The organism is Curtobacterium sp. AB7 (assembly GCF_044909335.1).
Lineage (GTDB): Bacteria > Actinomycetota > Actinomycetes > Actinomycetales > Microbacteriaceae > Curtobacterium.
Genome location: NZ_JBIYED010000007.1, coordinates 1 through 23,414, shown reverse-complemented (window position 1 = coordinate 23,414; position 23,414 = coordinate 1). Strand labels below are relative to the sequence as shown.

The 23,414-nt window shown below is 71.0% G+C and carries 22 protein-coding genes and 1 tRNA gene; 5 read left to right on the top strand and 18 right to left on the bottom strand.

The features are described 5' to 3' along the window. Nucleotides 1-18: 18 nt before the first annotated feature. Both ABH929_RS14185 and ABH929_RS14180 read right to left on the bottom strand, forming a co-directional pair. Nucleotides 19-552, bottom strand: a complete 534-nt coding sequence (locus ABH929_RS14185) for a dihydrofolate reductase family protein (protein WP_404561681.1) — start codon at nucleotides 550-552, stop codon at nucleotides 19-21. 188 nt (nucleotides 553-740) lie between these two features. Next, entirely contained in the window at nucleotides 741-896 is a 156-nt protein-coding gene (locus ABH929_RS14180; RefSeq protein ID WP_263090909.1) for a hypothetical protein, read from the bottom strand. 134 nt (nucleotides 897-1,030) lie between these two features. On the opposite strand from ABH929_RS14180, the gene ABH929_RS14175 reads away from it, so the two are divergent. Continuing rightward, on the top strand, nucleotides 1,031-1,174 hold the full coding sequence (locus tag ABH929_RS14175; RefSeq protein WP_404561680.1) for a hypothetical protein: 144 nt from the start codon (nucleotides 1,031-1,033) through the stop codon (nucleotides 1,172-1,174). 94 nt (nucleotides 1,175-1,268) lie between these two features. On the opposite strand, the gene ABH929_RS14170 is transcribed toward ABH929_RS14175, so the two are convergent. The 4 genes from ABH929_RS14170 to ABH929_RS14155 all read right to left on the bottom strand — a co-directional run bounded on the left by ABH929_RS14170 (nucleotide 1,269) and on the right by ABH929_RS14155 (nucleotide 5,548). Beyond that, on the bottom strand, nucleotides 1,269-1,535 hold the full coding sequence (locus ABH929_RS14170) for a hypothetical protein (RefSeq protein ID WP_123294405.1): 267 nt from the start codon (nucleotides 1,533-1,535) through the stop codon (nucleotides 1,269-1,271). A 119-nt stretch (nucleotides 1,536-1,654) separates the two neighbouring features. After that, the gene (locus ABH929_RS14165; RefSeq protein WP_404561679.1) at nucleotides 1,655-4,048 is read right to left on the bottom strand and encodes an ATP-binding cassette domain-containing protein; all 2,394 of its coding nucleotides are present in this window, start codon (nucleotides 4,046-4,048) and stop codon (nucleotides 1,655-1,657) included. A gap of 272 nt (nucleotides 4,049-4,320) precedes the next feature. Further along, a complete protein-coding gene (locus tag ABH929_RS14160) occupies nucleotides 4,321-4,776 on the bottom strand; it encodes an NUDIX hydrolase (protein ID WP_404561678.1) in 456 nt (151 codons plus the stop codon). Between the two features lie 10 nt (nucleotides 4,777-4,786). Beyond that, complete coding sequence (locus ABH929_RS14155) at nucleotides 4,787-5,548, bottom strand: SDR family oxidoreductase (protein ID WP_404561677.1); 762 nt, start codon at nucleotides 5,546-5,548, stop codon at nucleotides 4,787-4,789. Between the two features lie 154 nt (nucleotides 5,549-5,702). Here ABH929_RS14155 and ABH929_RS14150 point away from each other — a divergent pair, with 154 nt between their 5' ends. Together ABH929_RS14150 and ABH929_RS14145 are read left to right on the top strand one after the other, a co-directional pair. Continuing rightward, nucleotides 5,703-6,176 (top strand): NfeD family protein, encoded by a 474-nt coding sequence (locus ABH929_RS14150; RefSeq protein ID WP_263090904.1) that lies wholly within the window; start codon nucleotides 5,703-5,705, stop codon nucleotides 6,174-6,176. Continuing rightward, on the top strand, nucleotides 6,173-7,399 hold the full coding sequence (locus ABH929_RS14145) for an SPFH domain-containing protein (RefSeq protein WP_205462448.1): 1,227 nt from the start codon (nucleotides 6,173-6,175) through the stop codon (nucleotides 7,397-7,399). Before ABH929_RS14150 ends, ABH929_RS14145 begins: the two co-directional genes overlap by 4 nt. Nucleotides 7,400-7,472: 73 nt before the next feature. Here the strand turns inward: ABH929_RS14145 and ABH929_RS14140 are convergent, their stop codons facing one another. The 9 genes from ABH929_RS14140 to ABH929_RS14100 all read right to left on the bottom strand — a co-directional run bounded on the left by ABH929_RS14140 (nucleotide 7,473) and on the right by ABH929_RS14100 (nucleotide 17,844). Next, the gene (locus tag ABH929_RS14140; protein WP_263090903.1) at nucleotides 7,473-7,823 is read right to left on the bottom strand and encodes an RNA polymerase-binding protein RbpA; all 351 of its coding nucleotides are present in this window, start codon (nucleotides 7,821-7,823) and stop codon (nucleotides 7,473-7,475) included. Between the two features lie 123 nt (nucleotides 7,824-7,946). Continuing rightward, entirely contained in the window at nucleotides 7,947-9,509 is a 1,563-nt protein-coding gene (gene lnt / locus ABH929_RS14135) for an apolipoprotein N-acyltransferase (protein ID WP_404561676.1), read from the bottom strand. Nucleotides 9,510-9,550: 41 nt separating this feature from the next. After that, complete coding sequence (locus tag ABH929_RS14130; RefSeq protein ID WP_123339651.1) at nucleotides 9,551-11,995, bottom strand: RNA helicase; 2,445 nt, start codon at nucleotides 11,993-11,995, stop codon at nucleotides 9,551-9,553. After that, the gene (gene tatC / locus ABH929_RS14125; protein WP_263090932.1) at nucleotides 11,992-12,744 is read right to left on the bottom strand and encodes a twin-arginine translocase subunit TatC; all 753 of its coding nucleotides are present in this window, start codon (nucleotides 12,742-12,744) and stop codon (nucleotides 11,992-11,994) included. Before tatC ends, ABH929_RS14130 begins: the two co-directional genes overlap by 4 nt. 204 nt (nucleotides 12,745-12,948) lie before the next feature. Then, complete coding sequence (locus tag ABH929_RS14120; RefSeq protein WP_404561675.1) at nucleotides 12,949-13,920, bottom strand: helix-turn-helix transcriptional regulator; 972 nt, start codon at nucleotides 13,918-13,920, stop codon at nucleotides 12,949-12,951. Then, complete coding sequence (locus ABH929_RS14115) at nucleotides 13,913-14,944, bottom strand: helix-turn-helix transcriptional regulator (protein ID WP_404561674.1); 1,032 nt, start codon at nucleotides 14,942-14,944, stop codon at nucleotides 13,913-13,915. Before ABH929_RS14115 ends, ABH929_RS14120 begins: the two co-directional genes overlap by 8 nt. A 71-nt stretch (nucleotides 14,945-15,015) precedes the next feature. Next, entirely contained in the window at nucleotides 15,016-15,942 is a 927-nt protein-coding gene (locus ABH929_RS14110) for a hypothetical protein (protein WP_404561673.1), read from the bottom strand. A gap of 43 nt (nucleotides 15,943-15,985) precedes the next feature. Continuing rightward, the gene (locus tag ABH929_RS14105) at nucleotides 15,986-17,089 is read right to left on the bottom strand and encodes a tRNA (adenine-N1)-methyltransferase (protein WP_260215883.1); all 1,104 of its coding nucleotides are present in this window, start codon (nucleotides 17,087-17,089) and stop codon (nucleotides 15,986-15,988) included. Next, nucleotides 17,086-17,844 carry an HAD family phosphatase gene (locus ABH929_RS14100; protein ID WP_240347316.1) on the bottom strand — a complete coding sequence of 253 codons (759 nt, stop codon included), beginning with the start codon at nucleotides 17,842-17,844 and terminating at the stop codon, nucleotides 17,086-17,088. The genes ABH929_RS14105 and ABH929_RS14100 overlap by 4 nt, the downstream gene beginning before the upstream one ends. Before the next feature lie 150 nt (nucleotides 17,845-17,994). On the opposite strand from ABH929_RS14100, the gene ABH929_RS14095 reads away from it, so the two are divergent. Then, entirely contained in the window at nucleotides 17,995-18,930 is a 936-nt protein-coding gene (locus ABH929_RS14095) for a proteasome assembly chaperone family protein (RefSeq protein ID WP_263090895.1), read from the top strand. A gap of 361 nt (nucleotides 18,931-19,291) precedes the next feature. On the opposite strand, the gene mshC is transcribed toward ABH929_RS14095, so the two are convergent. The 3 genes from mshC to ABH929_RS14080 are packed head-to-tail and all read right to left on the bottom strand — an operon-like array spanning nucleotide 19,292 to nucleotide 22,746. After that, nucleotides 19,292-20,536, bottom strand: a complete 1,245-nt coding sequence (gene mshC, locus ABH929_RS14090; RefSeq protein WP_205462451.1) for a cysteine--1-D-myo-inosityl 2-amino-2-deoxy-alpha-D-glucopyranoside ligase — start codon at nucleotides 20,534-20,536, stop codon at nucleotides 19,292-19,294. Beyond that, the gene (locus ABH929_RS14085) at nucleotides 20,533-21,363 is read right to left on the bottom strand and encodes an undecaprenyl-diphosphate phosphatase (RefSeq protein ID WP_111083996.1); all 831 of its coding nucleotides are present in this window, start codon (nucleotides 21,361-21,363) and stop codon (nucleotides 20,533-20,535) included. Before ABH929_RS14085 ends, mshC begins: the two co-directional genes overlap by 4 nt. A gap of 60 nt (nucleotides 21,364-21,423) precedes the next feature. Further along, the gene (locus ABH929_RS14080; protein WP_404561672.1) at nucleotides 21,424-22,746 is read right to left on the bottom strand and encodes a M20/M25/M40 family metallo-hydrolase; all 1,323 of its coding nucleotides are present in this window, start codon (nucleotides 22,744-22,746) and stop codon (nucleotides 21,424-21,426) included. A gap of 183 nt (nucleotides 22,747-22,929) precedes the next feature. Here ABH929_RS14080 and ABH929_RS14075 point away from each other — a divergent pair. Continuing rightward, nucleotides 22,930-23,015: transfer RNA gene (locus tag ABH929_RS14075), tRNA-Leu, on the top strand. The last annotated feature ends 399 nt before the right edge of the window (nucleotides 23,016-23,414 follow it).

Below are 23,414 nucleotides of genomic sequence, written 5' to 3'. Positions count from 1 at the left end.
CCGTCGGCGTCTCGGCGGTCACCGTGCCGTCGAACGGTACACCAGCCCGAGCGCACCGCCGGCGAACGCCTCGGAACTGACCAGGTGCAGGTCGAGCTCGTCCGGCAGCCCCGCGAACACGCCGTCGCTGGAGCCGAGCGCCACCGGAAGCACGGCAAGCCGGTACTCGTCGACCAGGCCGGCGCGGACGAGGCTGCGACCGAACTCCGTTCCGCCCTGGGCGAGGACGTACGCGTCCGACTCCTGCTTGAGCGCTGCCACTTCGGCCTCGAGCAGTCCGGATGCGACCCGCGCACCGGTCCAGGTCGCCGCCGCGGGGGAGCCACGGTCGGGGACCGCCACTGTTCGCGGATCGAAGTCACGCTGCGTGGTGAAGACGACCTTGGGGATCCGGTTCATCGGTTCGGCGATCGGCCCGGGTGCCGCCGGCCAGAACGCTGAGACAGTCTCGAATGTCTTGCGGCCGAAGGCGTGCAGGTCGGCACCCGCCACGGTGTCGAGCACCCAGGCCATCGAGTCCGGAGTCGGCGCGACGACCAGCCACGAAACCATCCAGCGACATCGACATCTTCAGCACGAGTTCACGCACGAGGAGCCCCTGTCCGAACCCGAGTTGACATAATATGCATTATCGGCTCATGCCTGCGGACGGTACCGGGCGCTTGGTGAGCAGGAAAGGTCGAGTCCCACGCGCGGACTCGACCGTTCCTGCTCACGAAGCACATCGTCGGGCGACAGTGTCAGTCGGCTGGCTTCGTCGGGACGTCGTCGGCGTCGATCTCGAGCGCCGCTGGTTCAGCGCCCTGTTCCTCCAGGTTCTCCTGGTCGGTGTCCGGCTGCTCCGGCGTCTCGCTCTGGGTGGTCTCTTCGGCTGGGTCTGGCTGGCTGTAGCTCATGCGCCGGACGGTACGCCGAACGGGCTGGGGACGCATCGGGCTCCATTCAGAGCGCGTCACTGTCGGATGGCCGGTCGACGCCGCGGGAGGAACGATCACGTGCGGCCGGACGCCGGGTGGTCGACGGTGGCTGGATGGCCGTCGGGCAAGCGGTCGCGAGCCTCAGACACATCACCGGCCTCGAGCCCGACCTCGACCGTGTGCGCGCTGCCTTCACCGGGTTCCTCGCCGAGGGGCGAACCGCCGGTGACCGGACCAGACGCGAAGCCGTCGAGTGAGCAGAAGGGATCGAGTCCAGATGACGGACTCGACCTCTTCTGCTCACGATGCACGCCCGCGGACGTCACGCGTGCGCCCTCGGACGGGCCTCCCTCACGACTGGGTGAGGATGACCGCCGTCAGGATGTAACCGACGATGCCGATGACGATCGCGACGGCCGACAGGATGATGCCGGCGAGGACGGTGCCGCGGCTCCCCCCGCGCTTGCGCGCCAGGATGCCGAGCACGAGCCCGATGATGCCGGCGATGATGCCGATCAGGGCGATGAAGATACCGCCGACGACGCCGACGATGCCGAGCACCAGGGAGACGACGCCGAAGGTGTTGGACTGAGCGGGCGCGTTGCCGGGGTTGGACATGGGAGCTCCTTCGATCAGGACGCCGATCCAGGCCGGGTAGCCGATCGTGAGCGTCGATCAAACGCTATCGGAATCGCACCGGCAACGTTCAGGTTCCCTGGACGAACATGTCCCCTGCTTCAGGCGCCGACGTAGGCCGCCAGGTGCTGGCCGGTCAGGGTCGAGCGGGCGGCGACGAGGTCGGCGGGCGTGCCCTCGAACACGATCCGTCCGCCGTCGTGCCCCGCGCCCGGCCCGAGGTCGATGATCCAGTCGGCATGCGCCATCACGGCCTGGTGGTGCTCGATCACCACGACGGTCTTGCCCGAGTCCACCAAGCGGTCGAGCAGCCCGAGCAGCTGTGCGACGTCCGCCAGGTGCAGTCCGGTGGTCGGTTCGTCGAGCACGACGGTGCCGCCACGCTCACCGAGATGGGTCGCCAGCTTGAGCCGCTGCCGTTCTCCGCCGGACAGCGTCGTGAGTGGCTGCCCGATGGTCAGGTACCCGAGTCCGACGTCGGCCAGGCGCGCCAGGATCGTGTGCGCAGCAGGCAGCACGGCCGGACCGTCGGCGAAGAACGCCACGGCCTCGGCGACGGACATGCCGAGGACCTGGCTGATGTCCTTGCCACCGAGCTGGTAGCCGAGCACCGACTGGTCGAACCGCTTGCCGTCGCACTCCACGCACGGGGTGGCGATGCCGGCCATCATCCCAAGGTCGGTGTACACGACACCGGCGCCGTTGCACGCGGGGCAGGCGCCCTCGGAGTTCGCGCTGAACAGCGCGGGCTTCACGCCGTTGGCCTTCGCGAACGCCTTGCGGATGGGCTCGAGCAGTCCGGTGTACGTCGCCGGGTTGCTGCGTCGGGAGCCGCGGATCCCGCTCTGGTCGATGGCCACGACACCCTCGCGATGCGCGAGCGACCCGTGGATCAGCGTGCTCTTGCCGGACCCGGCGACGCCCGTCACGACGGTGAGCACCCCGGTGGGGACGTCCACGTCGACGTCGTGCAGGTTGTGCGCCGACGCACCGCGGATCGCGATCACCCCGTCGGACCGGCGGACGGCGGTCTTCACCGAGACGCGGTCGTCGAGGTGCTGACCGGTGATGGTCCCGCTCCCCCGCAGCCCCTGCACCGGGCCCTGGTAGCAGAGCGTCCCGCCGCCGGAGCCGGCGCCCGGGCCGAGGTCGACGACGTGGTCGGCGATCGCGATGACCTCGGGCTTGTGCTCGACCACGAGCACGGTGTTCCCCTTGTCGCGCAGCCGCAGCAGCAGGCCGTTCATCCGCTCGATGTCGTGCGGGTGCAACCCCGTGCTCGGCTCGTCGAAGACGTACGTGACGTCGCTGAGGGACGACCCGAGGTGCTTCACCATCTTGACCCGCTGCCCCTCTCCCCCGGACAGCGTGCCGGTCGGGCGGTCGAGCGAGAGGTAGCCGAGACCGATCTCGACGAACGACTCGAGCAGGTCGCGGAGGCCGTCGAGCAGCGGCGCGACGCCGGGGTCGTCGACAGCACGGAGCCACGGCACGACGTCGGTGATCTGCATCGAACAGACGTCGGCGATGCTCTTCCCGCTGATCTTCGACGAGCGGGCTATGTCGTTCAGCCGGGTGCCCCCGCACGCCGGGCACGTCGTGAAGGTCACCGCACGGTCGACGAAGGCGCGGATGTGCGGCTGCATCGCCCCGCGGTCCTTCTGCAGCATCGAACGGCGCACCCGGGCGACGAGCCCCTCGTACGTCATGTTGATGCCGGCGATCTTCTGCTTCGTGGGCTCGCGGTAGAGGAAGTCGGCGCGCTCCTGCTCGGTGAAGTCTCGGATCGGGGTGTCCTTGTCGAAGTACCCGGACTCCGCGTACATCCGGACGTTCCACCCGTCGGTGCCGTAGCCGGGGATCGTGATCGCCCCGTCGCCGAGCGCCTTCGAGTCGTCGAACAGCTGCGTCAGGTCGATGTCGTTGACGAGCCCGCGCCCCTCGCAGTCGGCGCACATGCCACCGAGCCGAGTGAACGAGACCTTCTCGGCCTTGACGTCCTTGCCCTTCTGCACCGTGATCGCTCCCCCGGCGGTGACCGTCGCCAGGTTGAACGAGAACGCGTTCGGACCGCCGACGTGCGGGTCGCCCAGACGACTGAAGAGCACGCGCAGCATCGCGTTCGCATCGGTGGCGGTGCCGACGGTCGACCGCGGGTCGGCGCCGATGCGCTCCTGGTCGACGACGATCGCGGTGGTCAGTCCGTCGAGCAGGTCGACGTCGGGTCGCGCGAGCGACGGCATGAAGCCCTGCACGAAGGCGCTGTACGTCTCGTTGATCATCCGCTGCGACTCGGCGGCGACGGTGCCGAACACGAGCGAGCTCTTGCCGGACCCGGACACACCGGTGAACACCGTGAGTCGACGCTTCGGCAGGTCGACGTCGATCCCCTGCAGGTTGTTGGCGCGGGCACCGCGCACGCGGATGCGGTCGTGGCCGTCGGCGGCGTGCACGCTCCGGCTCGGAACGGCGTCGTCTCCGGAACTGGTATGCATGTCGATCAGGGTACCGGCGGGTACCGACACCGACAAGGCAATCCCGCACCGTGCGTTGGACGCACCCCACCACCGGACAGGAGGCACGGGTCAGGACCGCTCCGCGCCTCCCGTCAGCACCGTGCGCACGTCCTCACCCCGTGCGCGCTTCCGCGCACCGTGCAGCGCCACAAGCGCGCACCACGCCACCAACCCCGCACCGACCGACGGACCCGGCACCGTGCAGACGACGGCCGAGTGCAGACGACGGCCGGGTGCAGACGACGGCCGGGTCAGGCCGCGGTGAACCGACGCACCAGCTCCGGCAGCTCCGCCGGTTCGAACGGTTCATCGGTGGCGTCGAGCTCGTCGGCGGTCCACCAGCGCGACGCGAGGATGTCGACCCGCTCGTCGTCGGTCCACTCGGCGTCCGACAGCTCGAAGCCCGGTGTGCGCACGACGTAGAACTCGCTGTGGCCGCGGTCGTGGTCGGCGAGGTCCCACTCGACGGTGAAGTCCCAGGACCAGACCGGCTCGCCCGGGTCGTCGATGACGATCCCGGTCTCCTCGCGCAGCTCGCGGATCGCCGCGTCGCGGTGGGACTCCCCCGGGTCGACCCCGCCGCCGGGCGTGATCCACCGGTGGGCACCGTCCGACGACGGCGAGTTCGTGTCCATCAGGAACACGCGCCCCTCGGGGTCGAGCAGGATGATGCGGGAGGTTCGGCGCAGGCCGGGCTTGGCAGTCACCCGCCCGACGCTAGCCGACGAAGCCGCTGACGTCGCCGACGAGCTTGGTGTGGTCGGCGGGGATCGGCTCGATCGCGGCGAGGGCGATCTCGGCGGCGAACTCCGAGACGCTGTAGAGCTTGCCGACCTCTTGCCTGCGGCCCTCGATCGCGCCGGGGTTCAGGCGGTTCAGCAGGGTCGCGGTGATCGTGCCCTCGATCATGTCGCCGGAGACGACGACGAACTCGATGCCCGCGGCCTCGAGCTGCGGGATCAGCTCACGCAGGGCGAGCTCACCGGCGCGCTTGCTCTTGGCGACCGGGACGTACTCGTCCATCGTCTCGGCGGTCTCGACGAAGTGGGCCTGGTGGCTCGTCACGAACACGACGCGCGACCCGGCGGGCATGTGCGGCACGGCGGTCTGGAGCATGTCGACCTGTGCGTCGCGGTTCAGGCGGAGTGCGTAGTCCTCGCCGAGGCCGGACTCCATGCCGCCCGAGGCGTTCAGGACGAGCAGGTCGATGCCGCCCCACTCCTGCACGACGGTGTCGACGAGCGCCTGCACCGATTCGTGGTCGGTCAGGTCGGCGCCGATCGCCAGGGCGGAGCCGCCGGCCGCGACGACCTTCTCGGCGATCTGCTCGGCGCGCTTGGCCTTGTTGCGGTAGTTCACGACGACCTTGGCGCCGGCGCTGGCCAGGTACCCGACGGTGTCGGCGCCGATGCCGCGCGACGAGCCGGTGACGACGGCGCGCGTGTCGGTGAGGGATCCGGGGGCGAGGGGGTTGCTCACAGTCGTGTTCTCCAGGTCGTGTTCCGGCCGGTCGGCCGCACCGAGCCTACCAATCGCCTGCACGGCCGACCGACCCTCCTGATATGTTGAACGGAGTTGTACCGGCCGTCGCGACGCTGCGAGCCACGGCGCGCGACCGAGGGAGGGAGATCGCGTGAACGGAATCGATTGGATCCAGACCATCGTCTGGATCGGACTCGTGTTGCTGCTGGGAGTGGTCGAGATCTTCACCCTCGACTTCATCTTCATCATGCTCGCGGCCGGAGCCGCCGGTGGGTTGATCGCCGCGCTGCTCGGCGCCCCGTGGTGGCTGTCCGCCATCGTCTCCGCCGTGCTCGCGCTCGTGCTGCTGTCGCTCGTGCGACCGCGCCTGCTGGTCATGCTCGGCCGAGGCGCCGACCCGCACCGCACGAACATCGAAGGGCTCATCGGGCTTCCCGGCACCGTCGCCGTCGCCTTCACATCCTCTGCTCCCGGCCAGGTCCGCCTGGCCAACGGCGAGACCTGGAGCGCACGGTTCGCCGTGGGCGCCATCGACCGCACACCGCCACTCGGCACCCCCGTGGTCGTCGAGTCGATCGAGGGGTCGACCGCGGTCGTGCGCCTCGCAGAAAGGGCCACCTCGTGACCATCTCACCCGGGACGATCGCACTGCTCGTCCTGATCCTCGTCGTCGTCATCTTCGTGATCGTCGTCCTGGCCAAGGCGATCCGCATCGTCCCGCAGGCCACCGCGGGCATCGTGGAACGCCTCGGCAAGTACCACAAGACGCTCTCGCCGGGCCTGAACCTGCTCGTGCCGTTCATCGACCGCCTGCGCCCCCTGCTCGACATGCGCGAGCAGGTCGTGTCGTTCCCGCCGCAGCCGGTGATCACCGAGGACAACCTCGTGGTCTCCATCGACACCGTCGTCTACTTCCAGGTCACCGACGCCCGCGCGGCGACCTACGAGATCGCGAACTACCTCGGTGCCGTCGAGCAGCTCACCACCACCACGCTCCGCAACGTCGTCGGTGGCCTCAACCTCGAAGAGGCCCTGACCAGCCGCGACAACATCAACGGTCAGCTCCGCGTCGTGCTCGACGAAGCGACCGGCAAGTGGGGCATCCGCGTCGGCCGTGTCGAGCTCAAGGCGATCGAGCCGCCCGTGTCGATCCAGGACGCCATGGAGCAGCAGCTGCGTGCCGAGCGGAGCCGTCGTGCCGCGATCCTGCAGGCCGAGGGCACCAAGCAGTCCCAGATCCTCGAGGCCGAGGGGCAGCGGCAGGCCGCCATCCTCGCAGCCGAGGGTGACGCCAAGGCCCAGGTGCTCCGCGCCGAGGGTGAGGCCTCCGCCATCGCCACGGTCTTCGAGGCCATCCACACCGGTGACCCCGACGACAAGCTGCTCTCCTACCAGTACCTGCAGATGCTCCCGAAGATCGCCGAGGGCACCGCGAACAAGCTCTGGATGATCCCGAGCGAGTTCACCGAGGCACTGTCCGGCATCGCGAAGGGCTTCTCCGGCGGACGGAGCGGCAGCGGCCCGGTCGCCGGCGCCGGCACCGGCGGGGACTTCCTCTCCCGCATCTCCAAGCTCGCGAACGAGAGCCTGGCGAACACCGCCGCTGCCGGGTCGGCCGACACGACCATGCCGCGTGCGGATGCCACCGCCGCGGACATCGTCCCCGAGTCCGACCTCGACGCACGACTGGCCGAGTCGAACCGGAGCGTCGACGCGCACCTCGCAGCCGCCGATGACGCGACCGCCGAGAAGGTCGACGACGCACCGGCCCCGCAGGCCGACGCTGCGCAGCACCCGAACGACGAAGCATCCGGGCACCGCACCAGCGACGGCTCCGGCCGACGCTGACCCGCACCACCACGAACGACGATGCCCGCCCCGGGGAACCGGGGCGGGCATCGTCGTTCGTCAGGTGCTGGTGTCAGGCACCGCGTCGTGCACGGAGGACCTGCAGGCGCTCTTGGAGGAGCTCCTCGAGTTCCTCGCGCGAGCGACGCTCGAGCAGCATGTCCCAGTGGGTACGGGGCGCCTTGACGTCTTCTGCTGCGACCTCGACGGGGATGCCGTCGTCACCGAGCAGGCGTCCTTCGCGGCCGGAGCGTGGCTCCGACCAGGTCTGGGGCACGTCCGCGTCAGCGGAGAAGACGATGTCGAAGGTCTCCCCCGAATCGGTCTGGTAGACCGCGCGCTTGCGGTCCGAGAGCTCGACGCCCTCTTCGCTCTGGAGACTCTGACTCCCGAGCCGCATGCCGCGGAGACTCCGATCAGCCATGTGTGTGCTCCTCTCGCTCGTCTGCCCTCCACAACACTGTCCCACGCGCCGTCGTTCCCGACTGGGCGCATTCACAGTCCGTTCCCAGTGCGTGGTCCGGGCGCTCAGGTGCGCGGCGGTGGATCAGGAGCGCGTACGGCGTCCCCACGGCGCGCAGGCGAGCAGCACGAGGAGCCCGCCGAGCGACAGGAACAACGCGATCGACCCGGACGCGAGCGACGCCGGGGTCGTCGAGGTGCCGAGCGGCACGTCGGTCACCATCGAGGTCGCGGTGTACTCGGGGACCCGGTCGATGGTGCGTCCGGACGGGTCGATGACCTGCGAGGCGCCGACGGTCGAGATGTTGACGAGGGAACGACCGGTCTCGATCGCCCGCATCCGTGCGATCTCGAGCTGCTGCAGGTTCTCGTCGGTGCCGGAGAAGTCGGCGTTGTTCGTCTGCGCGAGGATCACCTGCGCTCCGCCGCGCACCATGTCGCGGGACAGCCGGTCGTCGACGATGTCGAAGCAGATCGCGATGCCCGCCTTGATCCCCGCCACCGGCAGCACGTTGGGTTTCGTGCCCGGCGTGTAGTCGCGCTGCAGCAGGCCGATGAGGGACGGCGCGAGCTTCGAGAAGAACCACCGGTCCGGCACGTACTCGCCGAACGGCACCGGGCGCTTCTTGTCGTAGGACGACTGCCACCCGTCGGCGGTCCACACGAACGACGTGTTGTGCAGCACCCCGGACGGGGTCTGCGTGATGGCGCCGGCGACCAGCGGCGCCCCGACCGAGTCGACGACGGCGTCGAGCGACGACGCGATCACGGGCTGCTGGCGCGGGTCGAACTCGGCGGAGGCCTCGGGCCAGACGACGAGGTCGACGCCCTTCGCCTCGACGTCGGTCGCCGCGACCTGCGCCGCCAGGACCTCACCCGGCGCAGCACGGTCGAAGTACCCGGCCGGCCCGTTGCCCTGCACCGACTCGATCCGGACGGTGCCGGACGTCGCGGTCGGCCAGGCCGGCACCGCCAGGACGGCGGCGACGAGCAGGCCGGCGGTCGCGACCCGGACCGGCAGCCGCAGGGTCGCGCCCGGCGCCCGCGGGGAGACGAGGGCGAGTGACACGACGACCGCGACGCAGTAGACGACCACGAACGTCACCCCGAGGACGCCGACGTACGCCGCGAGGTGGGTGAACGGCCCCTGCGACTGCGACAGGCCGACGCGCCCCCAGGCGAAACCGCCGTACGGCCAGCTCCCCGAGAACCACTCGCGTCCGGTCCACAGTGCGGCGACCACGGCCGGGAGGCCCCACACGCGTCCGGCGGTCGAGGGCACCGCGCGCGCGACCCAGCGGTACGCGAGGGCGATCGCGACGCTGCCGAGGGCGAAGAACGCCGCCTCCAACAACGCCAGTGCGAACCACGGGACAGGGCCCAGGTAGCGACCGGCCCACGAGATGGCCGGGATCCAGAACGCGGCACCGGCCACGTAGCCAAGCCACGCGGCCCTGCGGGCGCGTTGCCCCATCGCCGCGAGGAGCATGCAGGCCAGCGCCGGGGAGGCCAGGAACCACCAACCGGGCGACGGGAACGCGAGCGCGAAGAGCAGCCCGCCGATGACGGCAAGGGGCAGCGCGGTGCCCAGCGGGAGCGCCGCGAACGGGCCGTCCGCGTCCGCACCGCGGCCCACACGCGCGGGCACCCCACGCACACCGGTCTCCGGAACCCGCACCGTGCCTCCCGTCAGACCGCGGCGTAGGCGACGATGCCGCGGCGCACCGCGTCGGTCGCACGTCTGGCGGTCTGGGCGAGGTCGTCGTCACCGGCGTTCCGGATCTGGTCGAGCAGGTCGATGACCTGCTTCGACCAGCGGACGAAGTCGCCGGCGGGCAGGTCGAGGGTGCGCAGGACGTCGTCGAGTGCCGAACCGGAGGCCCAGCGGAACATGCCGACCGCCATCGCCGGGGTGGGCGGCACCGAACCGGCCAGACGAGCGTCACGTTCGATGTCGTCGAGGCGCGACCAGATCGTCAGGGTCTCGTCGAGGGCCGGTCGGAACGCGCCGCGCGGCAGTGCGTGCTCGGTGCCGGGGGCGTCGTCGCGACGGGGCTGGTAGATGATCGTGGCGGCCATCGCGGCGAGCTGCGCCGGCGTGAGGTCCTTCCAGACGCCCGCCTCGAGGCACTCGGCGACGAGCAGGTCCCGGTCACCGTAGATGCGCTGCAGTCGGCGGCCCCCGGCGGCCACGGTGGCCTCGCCGTTGCCGGCGTCCACGAGGTAGCCGAGCTGCAGGAGCACGTCGGTGACCCGGTCGAACGTGGTCGCCACGGCACCGGTGCGGGACCGGATCTGCTGGAGCAGCTTGTCGTTGACGCGCTTGAGCTTCCACCAGCGCTCCGCCCAGCGGGCGTGCGCCTCGCGGTCGGGGCAGGCGTGGCAGGGGTGGCGCTGCATCTGGCGACGGACCGCCGTGATCGCGGCCTGCCGCTCCTGCCGCGCGCCGTGCGAGGCCTCGCGCCCACCGGGCACGTTCGTGCGCTCGAGGTCGGACAGCTCGCGGCGGAGCGTCGAGTACTCGGTGAAGTCGCCGAGGTGGCACTGCATGGCCTCGCGGTAGCCCTCGAGGGACTCCTGCTGCGAGCGGACCTTACGGGCCAGGTCGACCACGGATCGGTCGGCCTGGAACTGCGCGAACGAGGTCTCGAGGACCTCGCGCGTGCGCTGCCGACCGAACTGGTCGATCAGGTTGACGGCCATGTTGTACGTCGGCTTGAACGACGAGTTCAGCGGGTAGGTGCGGCGGCTGGCCAGCGAGGCGACGGCCTGCGGGTCGAGGCCGTCGGTCCACTGGATGACCGAGTGCCCCTCGACGTCGATGCCACGGCGTCCGGCACGCCCGGTGAGCTGGGTGTACTCCCCCGGGGTGATCGGCACTCGGGCCTCGCCGTTGAACTTCTCGAGCTTCTCGAGCACCACCGTGCGCGCGGGCATGTTCACACCGAGCGCCAGGGTCTCGGTGGCGAACACGACCTTGAGCAGCTTGCGCTGGAAGAGGTTCTCGACCACTTCCTTGAACGCGGGGAGCATGCCGGCGTGGTGCGCGGCGACACCGCGCTCGAGCCCCTCGAGGAACTCCCAGTAGCCGAGGACGGCGAGGTCCTCGTCCGGCAGGGTGCGGCAGTGGTACTCCGCGGTCTCGCGGATCTCGTTGCGCTCCGGGACCGTGGTGAGCGACAGGCCGGAGCGCAGCACGTTCCGGACGCCCTGGTCGCACCCGGCGCGGCTGAACACGAAGAAGATCGCGGGCAGCAGCATCCGCTCGTCGAGCATGTGCGCGATGCGTTCGCGGTGCAGCTTCTCGGTGCGCGGCCCACGGCGATCGTGGTATCCCCCGCGCCCTCGTCCGCCACGGTGGCCGCCGCCGTGCCGTTCGCTGCGCGACGCACCGCCGACCATGCGGAGCAGTTCGGGGTTGACACGGTTCGTCGCGGCCGCACCGCTGGAGTCGAACAGGTCGACCATCTTCGAACCGACCAGGACGTGCTGCTCGAGCGGGACCGGGCGGTCTTCCGACACGATGACGTCGGTGTCCCCGCGGACGGCCTGCAGCCAGTCGCCGAACTCTTCCGCGTTCGAGACCGTGGCACTGAGCGAGACCAGCCGGACCTCGGTCGGCAGGTGCAGGATCACTTCTTCCCACACGGCGCCGCGGAACCGGTCGGCCAGGTAGTGGACCTCGTCGAGGACGACCCAGGCCAGGTCGTCGAGCAGGTCGGAGTCCGCGTAGATCATGTTCCGCAGGACCTCGGTCGTCATCACGACGACCCGCGCCCGTGGGTTGACGTTGGTGTCACCGGTGAGCAGGCCCACCTCGGACTCGCCGTAGACCTCGACCAGCTCGGCGTACTTCTGGTTGCTCAGGGCCTTCATCGGCGTCGTGTAGAACACCTTCGCCGTCGGCTGCCGCATCGCCAGCCAGATCGCGAACTCGGCCACGATCGTCTTGCCGGCACCGGTCGGCGCGGCCACGAGGACGCTGCGGCCCTGGTCGAGCGCGTCGCACGCGGCGAACTGGAACGGGTCGAGGTCGAAGCGCAGGTCGGCGCGGAACAGCTCCAGGTTGCGGGAGCGATTCCGGACCTTGGCGGCGGCGAAGCGCTCGGCCGCGCTGAGGTCCGCGCCCGTCACAGGCCGTACTCTTCGTCGAGCTTGGCCTGCTTCTTCGCCATCCGTCGGTCGTGGAACCATGCCACGACGCAGGCGGCGATGTAGAGCACGACCATCGGGACGGCCAGCAGGAACATCGAGATGACGTCGGCGCTCGGCGTGACGATCGCGCAGAAGACCAGGATGCACAGGATCGCGATGCGCCAGGACTTGATGATCGCGGCGGCCGACAGGACCCCGACGAAGTTCAGCAGCACGATGAAGACCGGCAGCACGAACGCGATGCCGACAGCGACGATGAGCTTGATGACGAAGTCGTAGTAGGCCTTCGCGTCGACGATCGAGGTGTCCTGGCTCGACACGAAGCTGCCGAGGATGCCGACCACGTGCGGCAGGATGTACCACCCGAAGTAGCACCCGGCGAAGAAGAGCGGGATCGCGGTGCCGAGGAAGCCCCACACGTACTGCTTCTCGCGCCGCACGAGGGCCGGCACGATGAACGCCCAGATCTGGTAGAGCCAGACCGGGCTGGCGATGACGATGCCGATCGTGATCGCGATCTGCAGCTTGAGGTCGAACGCACCCGTGATCATCGGGAAGTTCAGCTCAGCCGTGTGCCCACCGACCTTGGCGAGCTCGGCCACCGGTGCCCGCAGCGAGTCCAGCACGAACGGGGTCAGGAACCATCCACCAACCGCGGCGATGACCACGGCGATCACTGCGCGGAACAGGCGGTTGCGCAGCTCGATGAGGTGCTGCCCGAGCGACATGCGGCCTTCGGCGTCGGTGTTCCGGCGCCCTTGCCGCCTCGCTCGCCCGCGCGCGGTCGTCGAAGCCATGGGTCGATCCTACGGGGTGGGGACCGACAGTTCGGCGCGCTCCGTGCGAACGCACATGCAGGAGCGGTCGACGGGGGCGGTCAGTCGTGTCGGTCGGCCGCGTCGGTCGGCCGCGTCGGTCGGCGAGCGGCTGCGTCAGCCGGCGGCGAGGGCGGCGGCGGCGAAGTCCCGCACCGCGTCCCGCGCTGCGGGCGGGTCGAGCACCACGGCACGGCCGGGCAGCCCCGCGACGAGCCGGACCACGCCGTCGAAGCCGCTCGACGCCGCGAGCCGGATGCGCACGCGCGCCTCGGCGTCGGGAGCGTCCGCGGTGTCGGCGAGGAAGTCGGCCACGAGCGGCAGCGACGACGAGTCGAGCTCGACGGTGACGATGACGTCCTCTGCCGACTGCTGGAACAGCGTGTCCGGGATCACCACCTGGTCGGCCGACTTCTCCACCGCACGGTCGTCGACGCGTGCACCGGACATCCGGTCGAGGCGGAAGGTCCGGAGCGCCTGCCGGTCGAGGTCCCAGGCGCGGAGGTACCAGTCGGTGTCGATCGACTCGACGCGCAGCGGGTCGACCCGGCGGGTGCCGCCCTGGGTGCGCGGACCGGCGTACTCGAAGGACAGCCCGCGGCCGTCGGCCATCGCACGACGGATCGTGGCGAGGGCGACGTCGTGCAGGTCCTGACCGACCGCGACCGTCGACGCGGCACCGCCGGCACCGCGCGACAGCTTCGCCATGAGTGCTCGGATGGCGTCGCGATCAGCGGCCTCGGGCAGCGCGGAGAGGTACTGCAGCCCGGCGATGAGCGCAGAGGCTTCTCGCGCGGACAGCCGGGGCGAGTCGTCGATCGCGACGAGGTTCGTCAGGACGATCATCTCGTTCTGGTCGAAGTCGTCCCACGCGATGTCGAACAGGTCGCCGTGCTGGTACTGCATCGTCTCACCGGGGACCCCAGACACCGCGATGAGCTCCACGGCTCGGCGGATGCGGGCCTCGGGGACGCCGAAGTGGCGCGCGGCCTCGGCCACCGAGACGCGCTCGCGGTCGATCAGGTACGGCACCAGGGCGAGCAGGAAGGCGAGCTTGTCCTGCGCCTGCAGGGGTTGGGCGTCAGCCACGGGCGGGGTCCTCTTCGTCGCTGTGGTCGCGCACGAGCGCGCGGAGCCGCTCGACGACGCGCAGCCGCAGGTCCTCCGGCTCGAGCACCCGGACCTCGGGTCCGAACGCCGCGAGTTCCTCGGCCAGGATCTGCGGGTCGACGTGGTGCAGCACGAGTGCGCCGTCGGCGTCGGTCTCGGTGTCACGACGGCGCGCGAGCCGCCGCTCGGCGTCGGATCCGGGGGTCACCGCGATGCGCGCCGTGCGGGCGGACCAGATCCGTTCGAGCTCGGCGAGCGTGCGCTCCCCCGCGCCCACCGGGGCGGTGTGCTGCCCGACGTCGTACTGCGTGACGGGTCCGACGATGCGTGAGAGCAGGTAGTTCTTGTCCGAGTCCGTGGCGAACTCGTGGGCGGCGAGCATCCAGCGGCCGCCGTGCTGCACGAGGGCGAGCGGGGCGACCTCGCGACGACGGGCCTCGTGCTGGCCCGGGGTGATGTAGTCGAACCGGACGGCGGCACCGCGGTCGAGGGCGGAGCGGAGCGGCTCGAACGCCGCGTCGCGTGCCCGGAGTCGCGGGGCGTAGGCGTCGACGCCGAGCTGGAGTGCGCCGTCATCGTCCTCGGAGCCCGCGGACCGCACCTTCAGCAGCCCGCGACGGGAGTCGGCGGACAGGGCGCCTTCGCGCCAGGCCATGGCGGCCAGCGACAGCAGGGCGGACTCGTCCGGGGTGAAGCGGACATCAACGGGCAGGTCGTACTCGCCCTTCGGGATCCGGTAGCGCAGCGTCTGGTTGTTGCCGGCGGCACCCGGTGTCTCGATGGTCTCGAGCGGGATGCCGAGCTCGCGGACGTCGTCCTTGTCACGCTCGAACTGGCGCTCGAGCGAGGCGTTGTCCCCACCCGGCGTGAACCGCTGGCGGTAGCCCTGCACGTTGGTCAGGATCTCCGCCTTGGTCAGCCCGGACTCCGTCGAGAGCAGCGCGAGCACGAGGCTGAACAGCCGCTCCTCTGCGGGCACACGGGGCACACGGGTCGCTGGCACGAGGCGATCCTACGGCAGCGCGGGTGCACCGGAGCGCACCCGCGCCGCGGTCGGTGGACGGTGTGGGAGCGTCAGCTCGACATCGCTCCGAGCACGTCGATGACGTACGCGTAGGCGGTGCCCTGCTGGTTCACGACGGCCAGGACCTGGTCGCCGACGTGGTGCCCGACGATGGCGCCCCGCACGCCCTCGTCGACCTGGCCCTTGGTGAGCGGCACGGTCTGCGCACCCGAGCCGTCGGTCCAGCTGGAGCCGGCCACGGACGGGTCAGTGCCCCACGTCACGGCGGTGTACTTGATGACCGCGGTGTCCTTCGCGGTGAGCACGCGACCGGACCCCTTGCGGAGCAGGTGCGTCTCGTTCGACTTCGGCGCGCTCCACGACGGGATCGTGATGCCGGGGGCGCCGGACGGTGCGAGCACGACGGCGGGCATCTTGTCGCCGGCGAGCTGCGGGGTGCCGGTCGCGCGGGCGTCGAAGGCCCGCTTGACGTCGATGACGGCGATGACGGCGTCCTCGGTCTTCGTCGACGAGCCGCTGTCGGTGGTCGCGCTGGTGTCCGAGCTGCTGAGGGCGCTCTTCGGCAGTGCGACGGCCAGGCGGTCGCCGACCTGCGCGCACTCGAGCGATTCGCCGAGGGCACCGTAGTTGCTCGCGCCGGCGGTGATCGGAGCCGTCTGCCCCGAGTACCCGCTGGTCTGCGCGACCTCGCCGGTGGCGCCGTCGACGAGCGTGTACTCGATCAGGACGGGCGTGCCGTCGTCGATGGTGCGGCCGTTGCCCTGCTTCAGGACGGAGACCTGCGTGCCCTTCGTGGTGAGTCCGCTCGGGATCGACACCTTCGGCTCCTTGCCGAACGCGCCGGTGGCGGTCACCGCTTCGGACGCCGCACCGGGTGCGGCGCAGCTCGAGGGGGTGGTACCGGCGCCGTTCGAGGCGCACGCCGTGAGCGACGCCACGAGACCGATGGTGACCAGGAGTGCGGGGATGGTGCGCACGGACCCTCTTTCCGTTCGATGCAGGACGGGCACGTCCGTCAGCCTACCGTTCGCCGTCGGTCGGCTCGGACGCGTCGCTGACGGGCTCGGACCCCTCGGCGGCGGCTGCGGACCCGGCCTCGGCAGCGGCGACCTTGCGGGCCTGCGCCGCCGACTGCCGTGCGACCTTGCGGAGCTTCTTGTCGCTCGTCGCGCGCTCGCCCACGGCGCCGGGGGTCCAGGCCTCGATGTCCTCGTCGGAGAACTCGACCTTGCCCGCGCGGCGCTTCAGGTTCGGCAGGACGGTTCCGTCGGCGAGACGGCGGGCCGTGATGAGGAACCCGGTGTGCCCGACCATGCGGTGGTCCGGTCGGACGGCGAGCCCTTCGACGTGCCAGGTGCGGACCAGGGTCTCGCTCGGCATCGGGTCGGTGAAGCGGCCGGTGTCGCGCAGGGCCTCGGCCGTGCGGGACAGCTGGGTGACGGTCGCGACGTAGCAGACGATGAGCCCGCCGGGCACGAGGGCGTCGGCGGCGGCGTCGACGCACTCCCACGGCGCGAGCATGTCGAGGACCACGCGGTCGACGCTCTGCTCGTCGACGGCGCCGGGGAGCTCCTCGACCAGGTCGCCGACGGTCACCGACCAGTTGTCCGGGACGGCGCCGAGGAACGTGCCGACGTTGCCCTGCGCGATCGCGGCGAACTCCTCACGACGCTCGAACGACTGCAGCTGCCCCGTGGGACCGATCGCCCGCAGCAGGAACAGGGAGAGGGCACCCGATCCGACGCCCGCCTCGACCACCCGGGCGCCCGGGAAGACGTCCGCGAACGCCACGATCTGGGCGGCGTCCTTCGGGTAGACGATGGCGGCGCCACGCGGCATCGACATCACGTAGTCGTTGAGCAGCGGGCGGAGGGCCAGGTACTCGTCGCCCGTGCTGGCACGGATCACCGAGCCGTCGGGCTGGCCGATGACGTCGTCGTGCCGGAGGACGCCGCGGTGCGTGTGGTACTCGCCAGCGGTCTCGAGGGACAGCGTCGTGAGCTTGCCCTTCGGACCGGTCAGCTGCACGCGGTCGCCGGCCCGGAACGGGCCACGCGGCGGCGTGTGGGGTGCGCCACCGGCGGTGTGCGGCAGGGCCGCTGTCGGGTCGTCGGTGTGGCTCATCGGGTGACTCCCTCGGTGTCCGCAGCGTGCGCCGGGTCAGGAGCCGGGCCTCCCGTCACGGCAGCGCGTGCGGCCAGCGCCGGCCCCGTCAACTCGACCAGGCGGTCGACGTCGACACCCGACAGGGTGGTCAGGTGCACGTCACCGCCGGCGATCTCGGACAGCGGGACGATGTGCTCCACGGCGACCGTGACGGCGCCGGAGGCGACGGCCGAGGCGACGCCGGTGGCGGAGTCCTCGATCGCGACGCACGCGGTCGGCTCGACGCCGAGCTGGGCGGCGGCGGCGAGGTAGGCGTCCGGGAACGGCTTCGGACGGTCCACGTCGTCCCCGGCCACGACGACGCGGAACCCGCGCTCGCCCAGTGCCTCGGCGGCGACGAGTGCCATCTTGCGGCGGGACATCGTCACCAGCGCGGTGGGGATGCCGCGGGCGTGGAGCTCCTCGACGAGTTCGCGAGCACCCGGACGCCACGGCAGCTCTCCTGCGCGAAGGTGCTCCATCACGTAGTCGGTCATCCACTGGATGATCTCCTCGACCTCCATGTCGACGCCCTTGGCGCGGAGGAGCTCACCGGAGCGCTCGAGGCCGGAACCGACCAGGGACAGGCCGTCCTCGTGGGTCCACTCGGCGCCGTAGCGGTTCGTCAGGTCGACCTGGGAGCGCTGCCAGATCGGCTCGGTGTCGATGATCGTGCCGTCCATGTCCCACAGCACGGCTGCGGGCGGGACGAGGGCAGGAGGATGCGCGGTCACGGGCGACGAGTCTACCGGGGCCGTTCCGCTGGGCGCGGACGCGCATGCCCGCGGGCGCCCCCGGGGCCTACAGTGGATGCCTGCATCGTGTCCGGCCGGGTGCCTCGTCGTGCCCGCCCCGCTCCGCTCCACCACCAGGAGGTCCGCTCCGTGCCACAGCACTCCCCCTTCAGCGACGGCCGGTTGCTCGTCGTCGCCTTCGAGGGCTGGAACGACGCCGGCGAAGCCGCGAGCGGACTCGCCCGACGCATCGTCGAGTCCCTCGAGCTCGACGAGCTGCGCGAGCTCGACGGCGAGCGGTACGTCGATTACCAGTTCAACCGTCCGACCATGGGGTCCGACGAGACCGGCGCCCGCGGGGTGCAGTGGCCCCGCATCGTGCTGCACGGCCCCGGAGCCGAGGGCCGTCCGGTCATCGGCGCCACCGGCTCCCCGACCGACCGCGACGTGTTCGTCCTCGTCGGTCCGGAGCCCTCGCGCACCTGGCGCGGCTTCTGCGCCGAGATCATCGACCTCGCCGACGTGTACTCGATCGACGCCGTCGTCTTCGTCGGCGCGATGCTGGCCGACGTCCCGCACACCCGCCCGATCTCGGTCTTCGTGTCGAGCGAGAACGCCGGCGTCCGCACCGCGTTCGACGTCGACAAGTCCTCGTACGAGGGCCCGACCGGCATCCTCGGCGTCCTGGCCGACGCCATGGACAAGGCCGGGCTGACCACGCTGTCGCTCTGGGCCTCGGTCCCGCACTACGTGCACAACTCGCCGTCGCCCAAGGCGACCCTCTCGCTGCTCGACAAGATCGAGGAGCTCACCGACGTCACGGTGCCGCGCGGCACCCTGCTCGACGACGCCACCGAGTGGGAGGACGGCATCGACGCCCTCGCCGCCGACGACGAGGACATGGCCTCGTACATCGGGCAGCTCGAGCAGGCCCGCGACACCGTCGACTCCCCCGAGGCTTCGGGCGACGCGATCGCGCAGGAGTTCGAGCAGTACCTGCGGCGGCGCGAGCACAAGGACGGCAAGGACGGCGGTACCGCTGGTGGCGAGGGGCCCTGGCGGCCCCCGCAGCCGCCCCAGCAGTAGTCCGCGCGCGGGGCGTGCGCGGGGCGTGCGGGGCGTGCGGTCACGACACCCCGCTCACTTCCGCCGAGTGTGGTCGCGAACTGTCGGTTGCCGCTCGCTCAGGCGACAGTTCCTGACCGACCGGCGAACGGCACACGACGTGTTGCGACCGCACGGCGGACGGGAGGCACGGGACGGGGCCGCCACGGGCCTCCCGTCCAGGGGTCGCGAGCGGTCACGGCACCCCGCTCGCCTCCGCAGGCTGGTCCCGAATTGTCGGTTGCCGCCCACCCAGGCGACAGTTCCTGACCGACCGGCGACCGGCACACGACGTGTCGTCACCTGACAACGCAGGCCGACAGCCAGCCCGACTCGGCTCGGCTCAGGCCAGGCGGATGCCGAGCAGCGCGTCGATCAGGTCGGCGAGCTCGGGCGAGCACGCCGTGCCCCCGGCGATCGCGGTGTCGACCGCGGCGACCGCACCCGGCGTGTCGAGGTCGTCGGAGACCCGAGCCCGGATCCGCGAGGCGGCGTCGGCCGCGTCGTCGACGTGCCCGGCAGAAGCCCCCGATGCCCACGCGTCCCAGGTCGCGAGGCGCGTCGTGGCACTCGTGAGCTCGGCGTCGAACCACTCCCAGTCGTCGGAGTACTTGTGCGACAGCAGCGCCAGCCGGATCGCCCGGGGGTCCGCGCCGTCGTCGAGCAGCCCTCGCACCGTGACGAGGTTTCCGAGCGACTTCGAGATCTTCGTGCCCTGGTAGGCGATCATCCCGGTGTGCACGAACGCGTGCGCCAGGGGCTGGTGCGCCAGGGCCGCTGCGTGTCCCGCGCTCATCTCGTGGTGTGGGAAGACGAGGTCGCTGCCGCCGCCCTGCACGCTGATCGGCAGGCCGAGACGGTCGCCGGCGATGACACTGCACTCGATGTGCCAGCCGGGCCGGCCGGGGCCGATCTCGGAGTCCCAGCTCGGCTCACCGTCGCGGGCCGCACGCCAGAGCAGCGGGTCGAGCGGATCACGCTTGCCGGGGCGCTCCGGGTCGCCGCCGCGCTCGGCAGCGAGCGTGAGCATGGTCTCGCGGTCCAGGCCGCTCTCGTCGCCGAGCGACCACGCGTCGGTGGGGTGGTTCACGTCGAAGTACAGGTCGTCGCCCTCGGCGTCCGGGGTGGGGACCTCGTAGGCGGAGCCGGTCTCCTGCAGGAACGCGACGGCCTCGGCGACGCGGTCGACCTCGTCGGTGACGGCGACGAAGTCGTCGGGCGGCAGGATCCGGAGCGATTCCATGTCGCGGCGGAAGAGGTCGATCTGCGACGCGGCGAGCTCGCGCCAGTCGACGCCGTCGCGGGTGGCGCGCTCGAGCAGCGGGTCGTCGACGTCGGTGACGTTCTGTGCGTACTCGACGTCGAGGCCGGCGTCGCGCCACGCACGGCCGAGCGTGTCGAACGCCAGGTAGGTCGCCGCGTGCCCGAGGTGGGTGGCGTCGTACGGGGTGATCCCGCAGACGTACAGCGCAGCGCGCTCGTCGCCCTGCGTCGGGTCGACCGGCTTGCCGGTGGCGGTGTCGTGCACGACGGGCCGCGGCGCTGCGCCGGGGACGTCGGGAACGGACGGGGCCTGCCAGGCCCTCACGGCTGGATCACTCCGAGCGACAACAACACGATGAGAACGATACCGAGTGCGATGCGGTAGACGACGAACGGCATGAAGCTGCGCTTGCTGATGTAGTTCATGAACGCCGCGATCACCACGAAGCCGACGACGAACGCCACCACCGTCGCGATGAGCGTGTCGGCGAGCCCGAACGGCGCTCCGTGGTCACCGAGACTCGTCGCGGCCTCGTACAGCCCGGACAGGAACACCGCGGGGACGGCCAGCAGGAACGCGAACCGCGCCGCTGCCGGTCGCGTGTAGCCGAGTGCGAGCCCCATCGACACGGTCGCTCCCGAGCGCGAGACCCCGGGGACGAGTGCCAGCACCTGCGCCAGACCGATCAGGATGCCGCCACCGAAGGTCATGTGTTCGATCCGACGTTCCTTGCGGCCGACGACGTCGAGCACACCGAGCACGATGCCGAAGACGATGAGCACGATCGCGACGATCCAGAGCGAGCGGAACGTGGTCTCGATGGAGTCCTTCAGCAGGAGCCCCGCGATGCCGATCGGGATCGTGCCGAGGATCACGAGCCACCCGAGACGCACGTCGGGGTCGCCCTTCGGGACGTCGCGCCGGAACACGGAACGGAACCACCGCCCGATGATCCGGGTGATGTCCTTCCAGAAGTAGATGAGCACCGCGGTCTCGGTGCCGAGCTGGGTCACCGCGGTGAAGGCCGCGCCCGGGTCCTTCGCGTCGGGCAGGAACAGCCCGACGATGCGCAGGTGCGCGCTGGAGGACACCGGCAGGAACTCGGTGAGCCCCTGGACGAAGCCGAGGAAGATCGCCTCGAGGATGTGCACGCACGGGCCTTTCGGGGGAGGTCGGTCAGGACACCGCCACGAAGGCGACCATGAACAATATCAGTACGTGGCCAGGAGGTCCCCGAGAACACGCCGACCGAAGGCCAGCGCGTCGAGCGGCACCCGCTCGTCGACGCCGTGGAACATCGCCGGGAAGTCCACGCCGGCGGGCAGCTGCAGCGGCACGAAGCCGTACCCGGCGATCCCGAGGGTCGACAGCGCCTTGTTGTCCGTGCCGCCGGACAGCAGGTAGGGCAGCACCGGTGCGCCCGGGTCGTGGCGGCCGAGGACGTCACGGACGGCGTCGACGAGCGGTCCGCCGAAGCCCTGCTCGAGGCCGATGTCGCGGAAGGACATCACGACCTCGACCTCGTCGCCGGCGAGCTCCCGCACGCGCGCCAGCACCGACTCCTCGTCGCCGGGCAGGCAGCGGATGTCGACGAGCGCCTCGGCCGTGTCCGGGATCACGTTGTGCTTGTACCCCGCGGTCAGGACCGTCGGGTTCGTCGTGGTGTGCAGGGCGGCGTGGATGAACCGCGAGGCCGACCCGGTCGCGAGCGCGACCTCGTCCGGGCCCGTCACGGTCGGGTCGACGCCCAGAAACCGAGCGACCTCGGCGACCATCGCGTCCGTCGTGGCGGACAGACGCACCGGCCACTCCTCACTGCCGATCCGGGCGACGGCCGCGGCGAGCTTCGTCACGGCGTTGTCACGGATGACGTGCGAACCGTGCGCAGCGGTGCCGCGGGCGACGAGCTTGATCCACATCAGCGCCTTCTCGCCCGTCTGCAGCAGGTAGGCGCGACGGTCGCCGAGGGTGATCGAGTACCCGCCCACCTCGCTGATGGCGGCACTGGCCCCGGCGAAGACCTCTGGGTGGTGCTCGACGACGTGGTGCGAGCCGAGGACTCCCCCGGCTTCCTCGTCGGCGAAGTACGCGATCACCAGGTCGCGCTCGGGAGCCCCCTGCGCCGCGATGACGTCCGACAGCGACGTGAGCATCATCGCGTCCATGTTCTTCATGTCGACGGCGCCCCGCCCCCACAGCGAGCCGTCCTTCACGACGCCGCCGAAGGGGTCCACCGACCAGTTCGCCGGATCGGCCGGCACGACGTCGAGGTGCCCGTGCACCACGAGGGCCGGCTTGTCGCGATCGCGACCGGGAACCCGCGCGACGACACTGACGCGATCCGGCTCGGACTCGAACAGCTGCGGCTCGAGGCCCAGCCCACGCAGCTTGTCCTCGACGTAGTGCGCCGCCTCGGTCTCGCCGCGCGACTTCCCCTCGCCCCAGTTCGTGGTGTCGATGCGGATCAGGTCGCGCGCGATCGCCGCAGTGGCTTCGAGCTCGGTCGCGGTCGCGGTCGACTCCGGGTTCGTCATGCCTCCACGGTATCGGTCCCCACCGACGAGCCCCGGCCCGGTGACGCCGCAGGACGCGCCGGGAACCCAGCCCTCTGGACGCGCCCGGGATGCGCGGCCGTGTTCATCGGGCGTTCAGACCCGTGCTAGTGTTTTCTCTCGGCAGGGACGCCGGGGAAACCCGGGGAAATCGCCACACATCCAGTCCGGATGGCGGAATTGGTAGACGCGCTAGCTTGAGGTGCTAGTGCCCGTATTAGGGCGTGGGGGTTCAAGTCCCCCTTCGGACACAGAAACATGCGGTGCCCCCTGACCTTTCGGTCCGGGGGCATTTTCTGTTGTGCCTCCCGCCGAGTGCCGCCATCGCTGCGCTCACGGCCAGGGGTGGGGGCGCGGCCATGGATGGGGTGACAGCCAGATCGCTACGGTCGCGGCCGAGCGACAAGATCGACGTCGTACGACCTCGATGGTGTCGTTGCGGGACGGGTCGGGGCGCGGGTTGCAGCGCACGCACCGACGGACGGACAGGAGGCGGGGGGGGCGCGGGGGCCCCCCCCCCCCCCCCCCCCGGGGGGGGGGGGGGGGGGGGGGGCGGGGGGGGGGGGGCGCCCCCCCCGGGGGGGGGGGGGGGCCGCCGGGGGGGGGGGGGGGGGGGGGCGCCCCGGCGGGGGGGGGGGGGGGGGGGGGGC

Coding starts and splice junctions, on each gene's coding strand:
- ABH929_RS14185 (WP_404561681.1), bottom strand. CDS start 552: ATGGTTTCGTGGCTGGTCGTCGCGCCGACTCCGGACTCGATGGCCTGG.
- ABH929_RS14180 (WP_263090909.1), bottom strand. CDS start 896: ATGAGCTACAGCCAGCCAGACCCAGCCGAAGAGACCACCCAGAGCGAG.
- ABH929_RS14175 (WP_404561680.1), top strand. CDS start 1,031: ATGGCCGTCGGGCAAGCGGTCGCGAGCCTCAGACACATCACCGGCCTC.
- ABH929_RS14170 (WP_123294405.1), bottom strand. CDS start 1,535: ATGTCCAACCCCGGCAACGCGCCCGCTCAGTCCAACACCTTCGGCGTC.
- ABH929_RS14165 (WP_404561679.1), bottom strand. CDS start 4,048: ATGCATACCAGTTCCGGAGACGACGCCGTTCCGAGCCGGAGCGTGCAC.
- ABH929_RS14140 (WP_263090903.1), bottom strand. CDS start 7,823: ATGGCTGATCGGAGTCTCCGCGGCATGCGGCTCGGGAGTCAGAGTCTC.
- tatC (WP_263090932.1), bottom strand. CDS start 12,744: ATGTCGCTCGGGCAGCACCTCATCGAGCTGCGCAACCGCCTGTTCCGC.
- ABH929_RS14105 (WP_260215883.1), bottom strand. CDS start 17,089: ATGAGCCACACCGACGACCCGACAGCGGCCCTGCCGCACACCGCCGGT.
- ABH929_RS14080 (WP_404561672.1), bottom strand. CDS start 22,746: ATGACGAACCCGGAGTCGACCGCGACCGCGACCGAGCTCGAAGCCACT.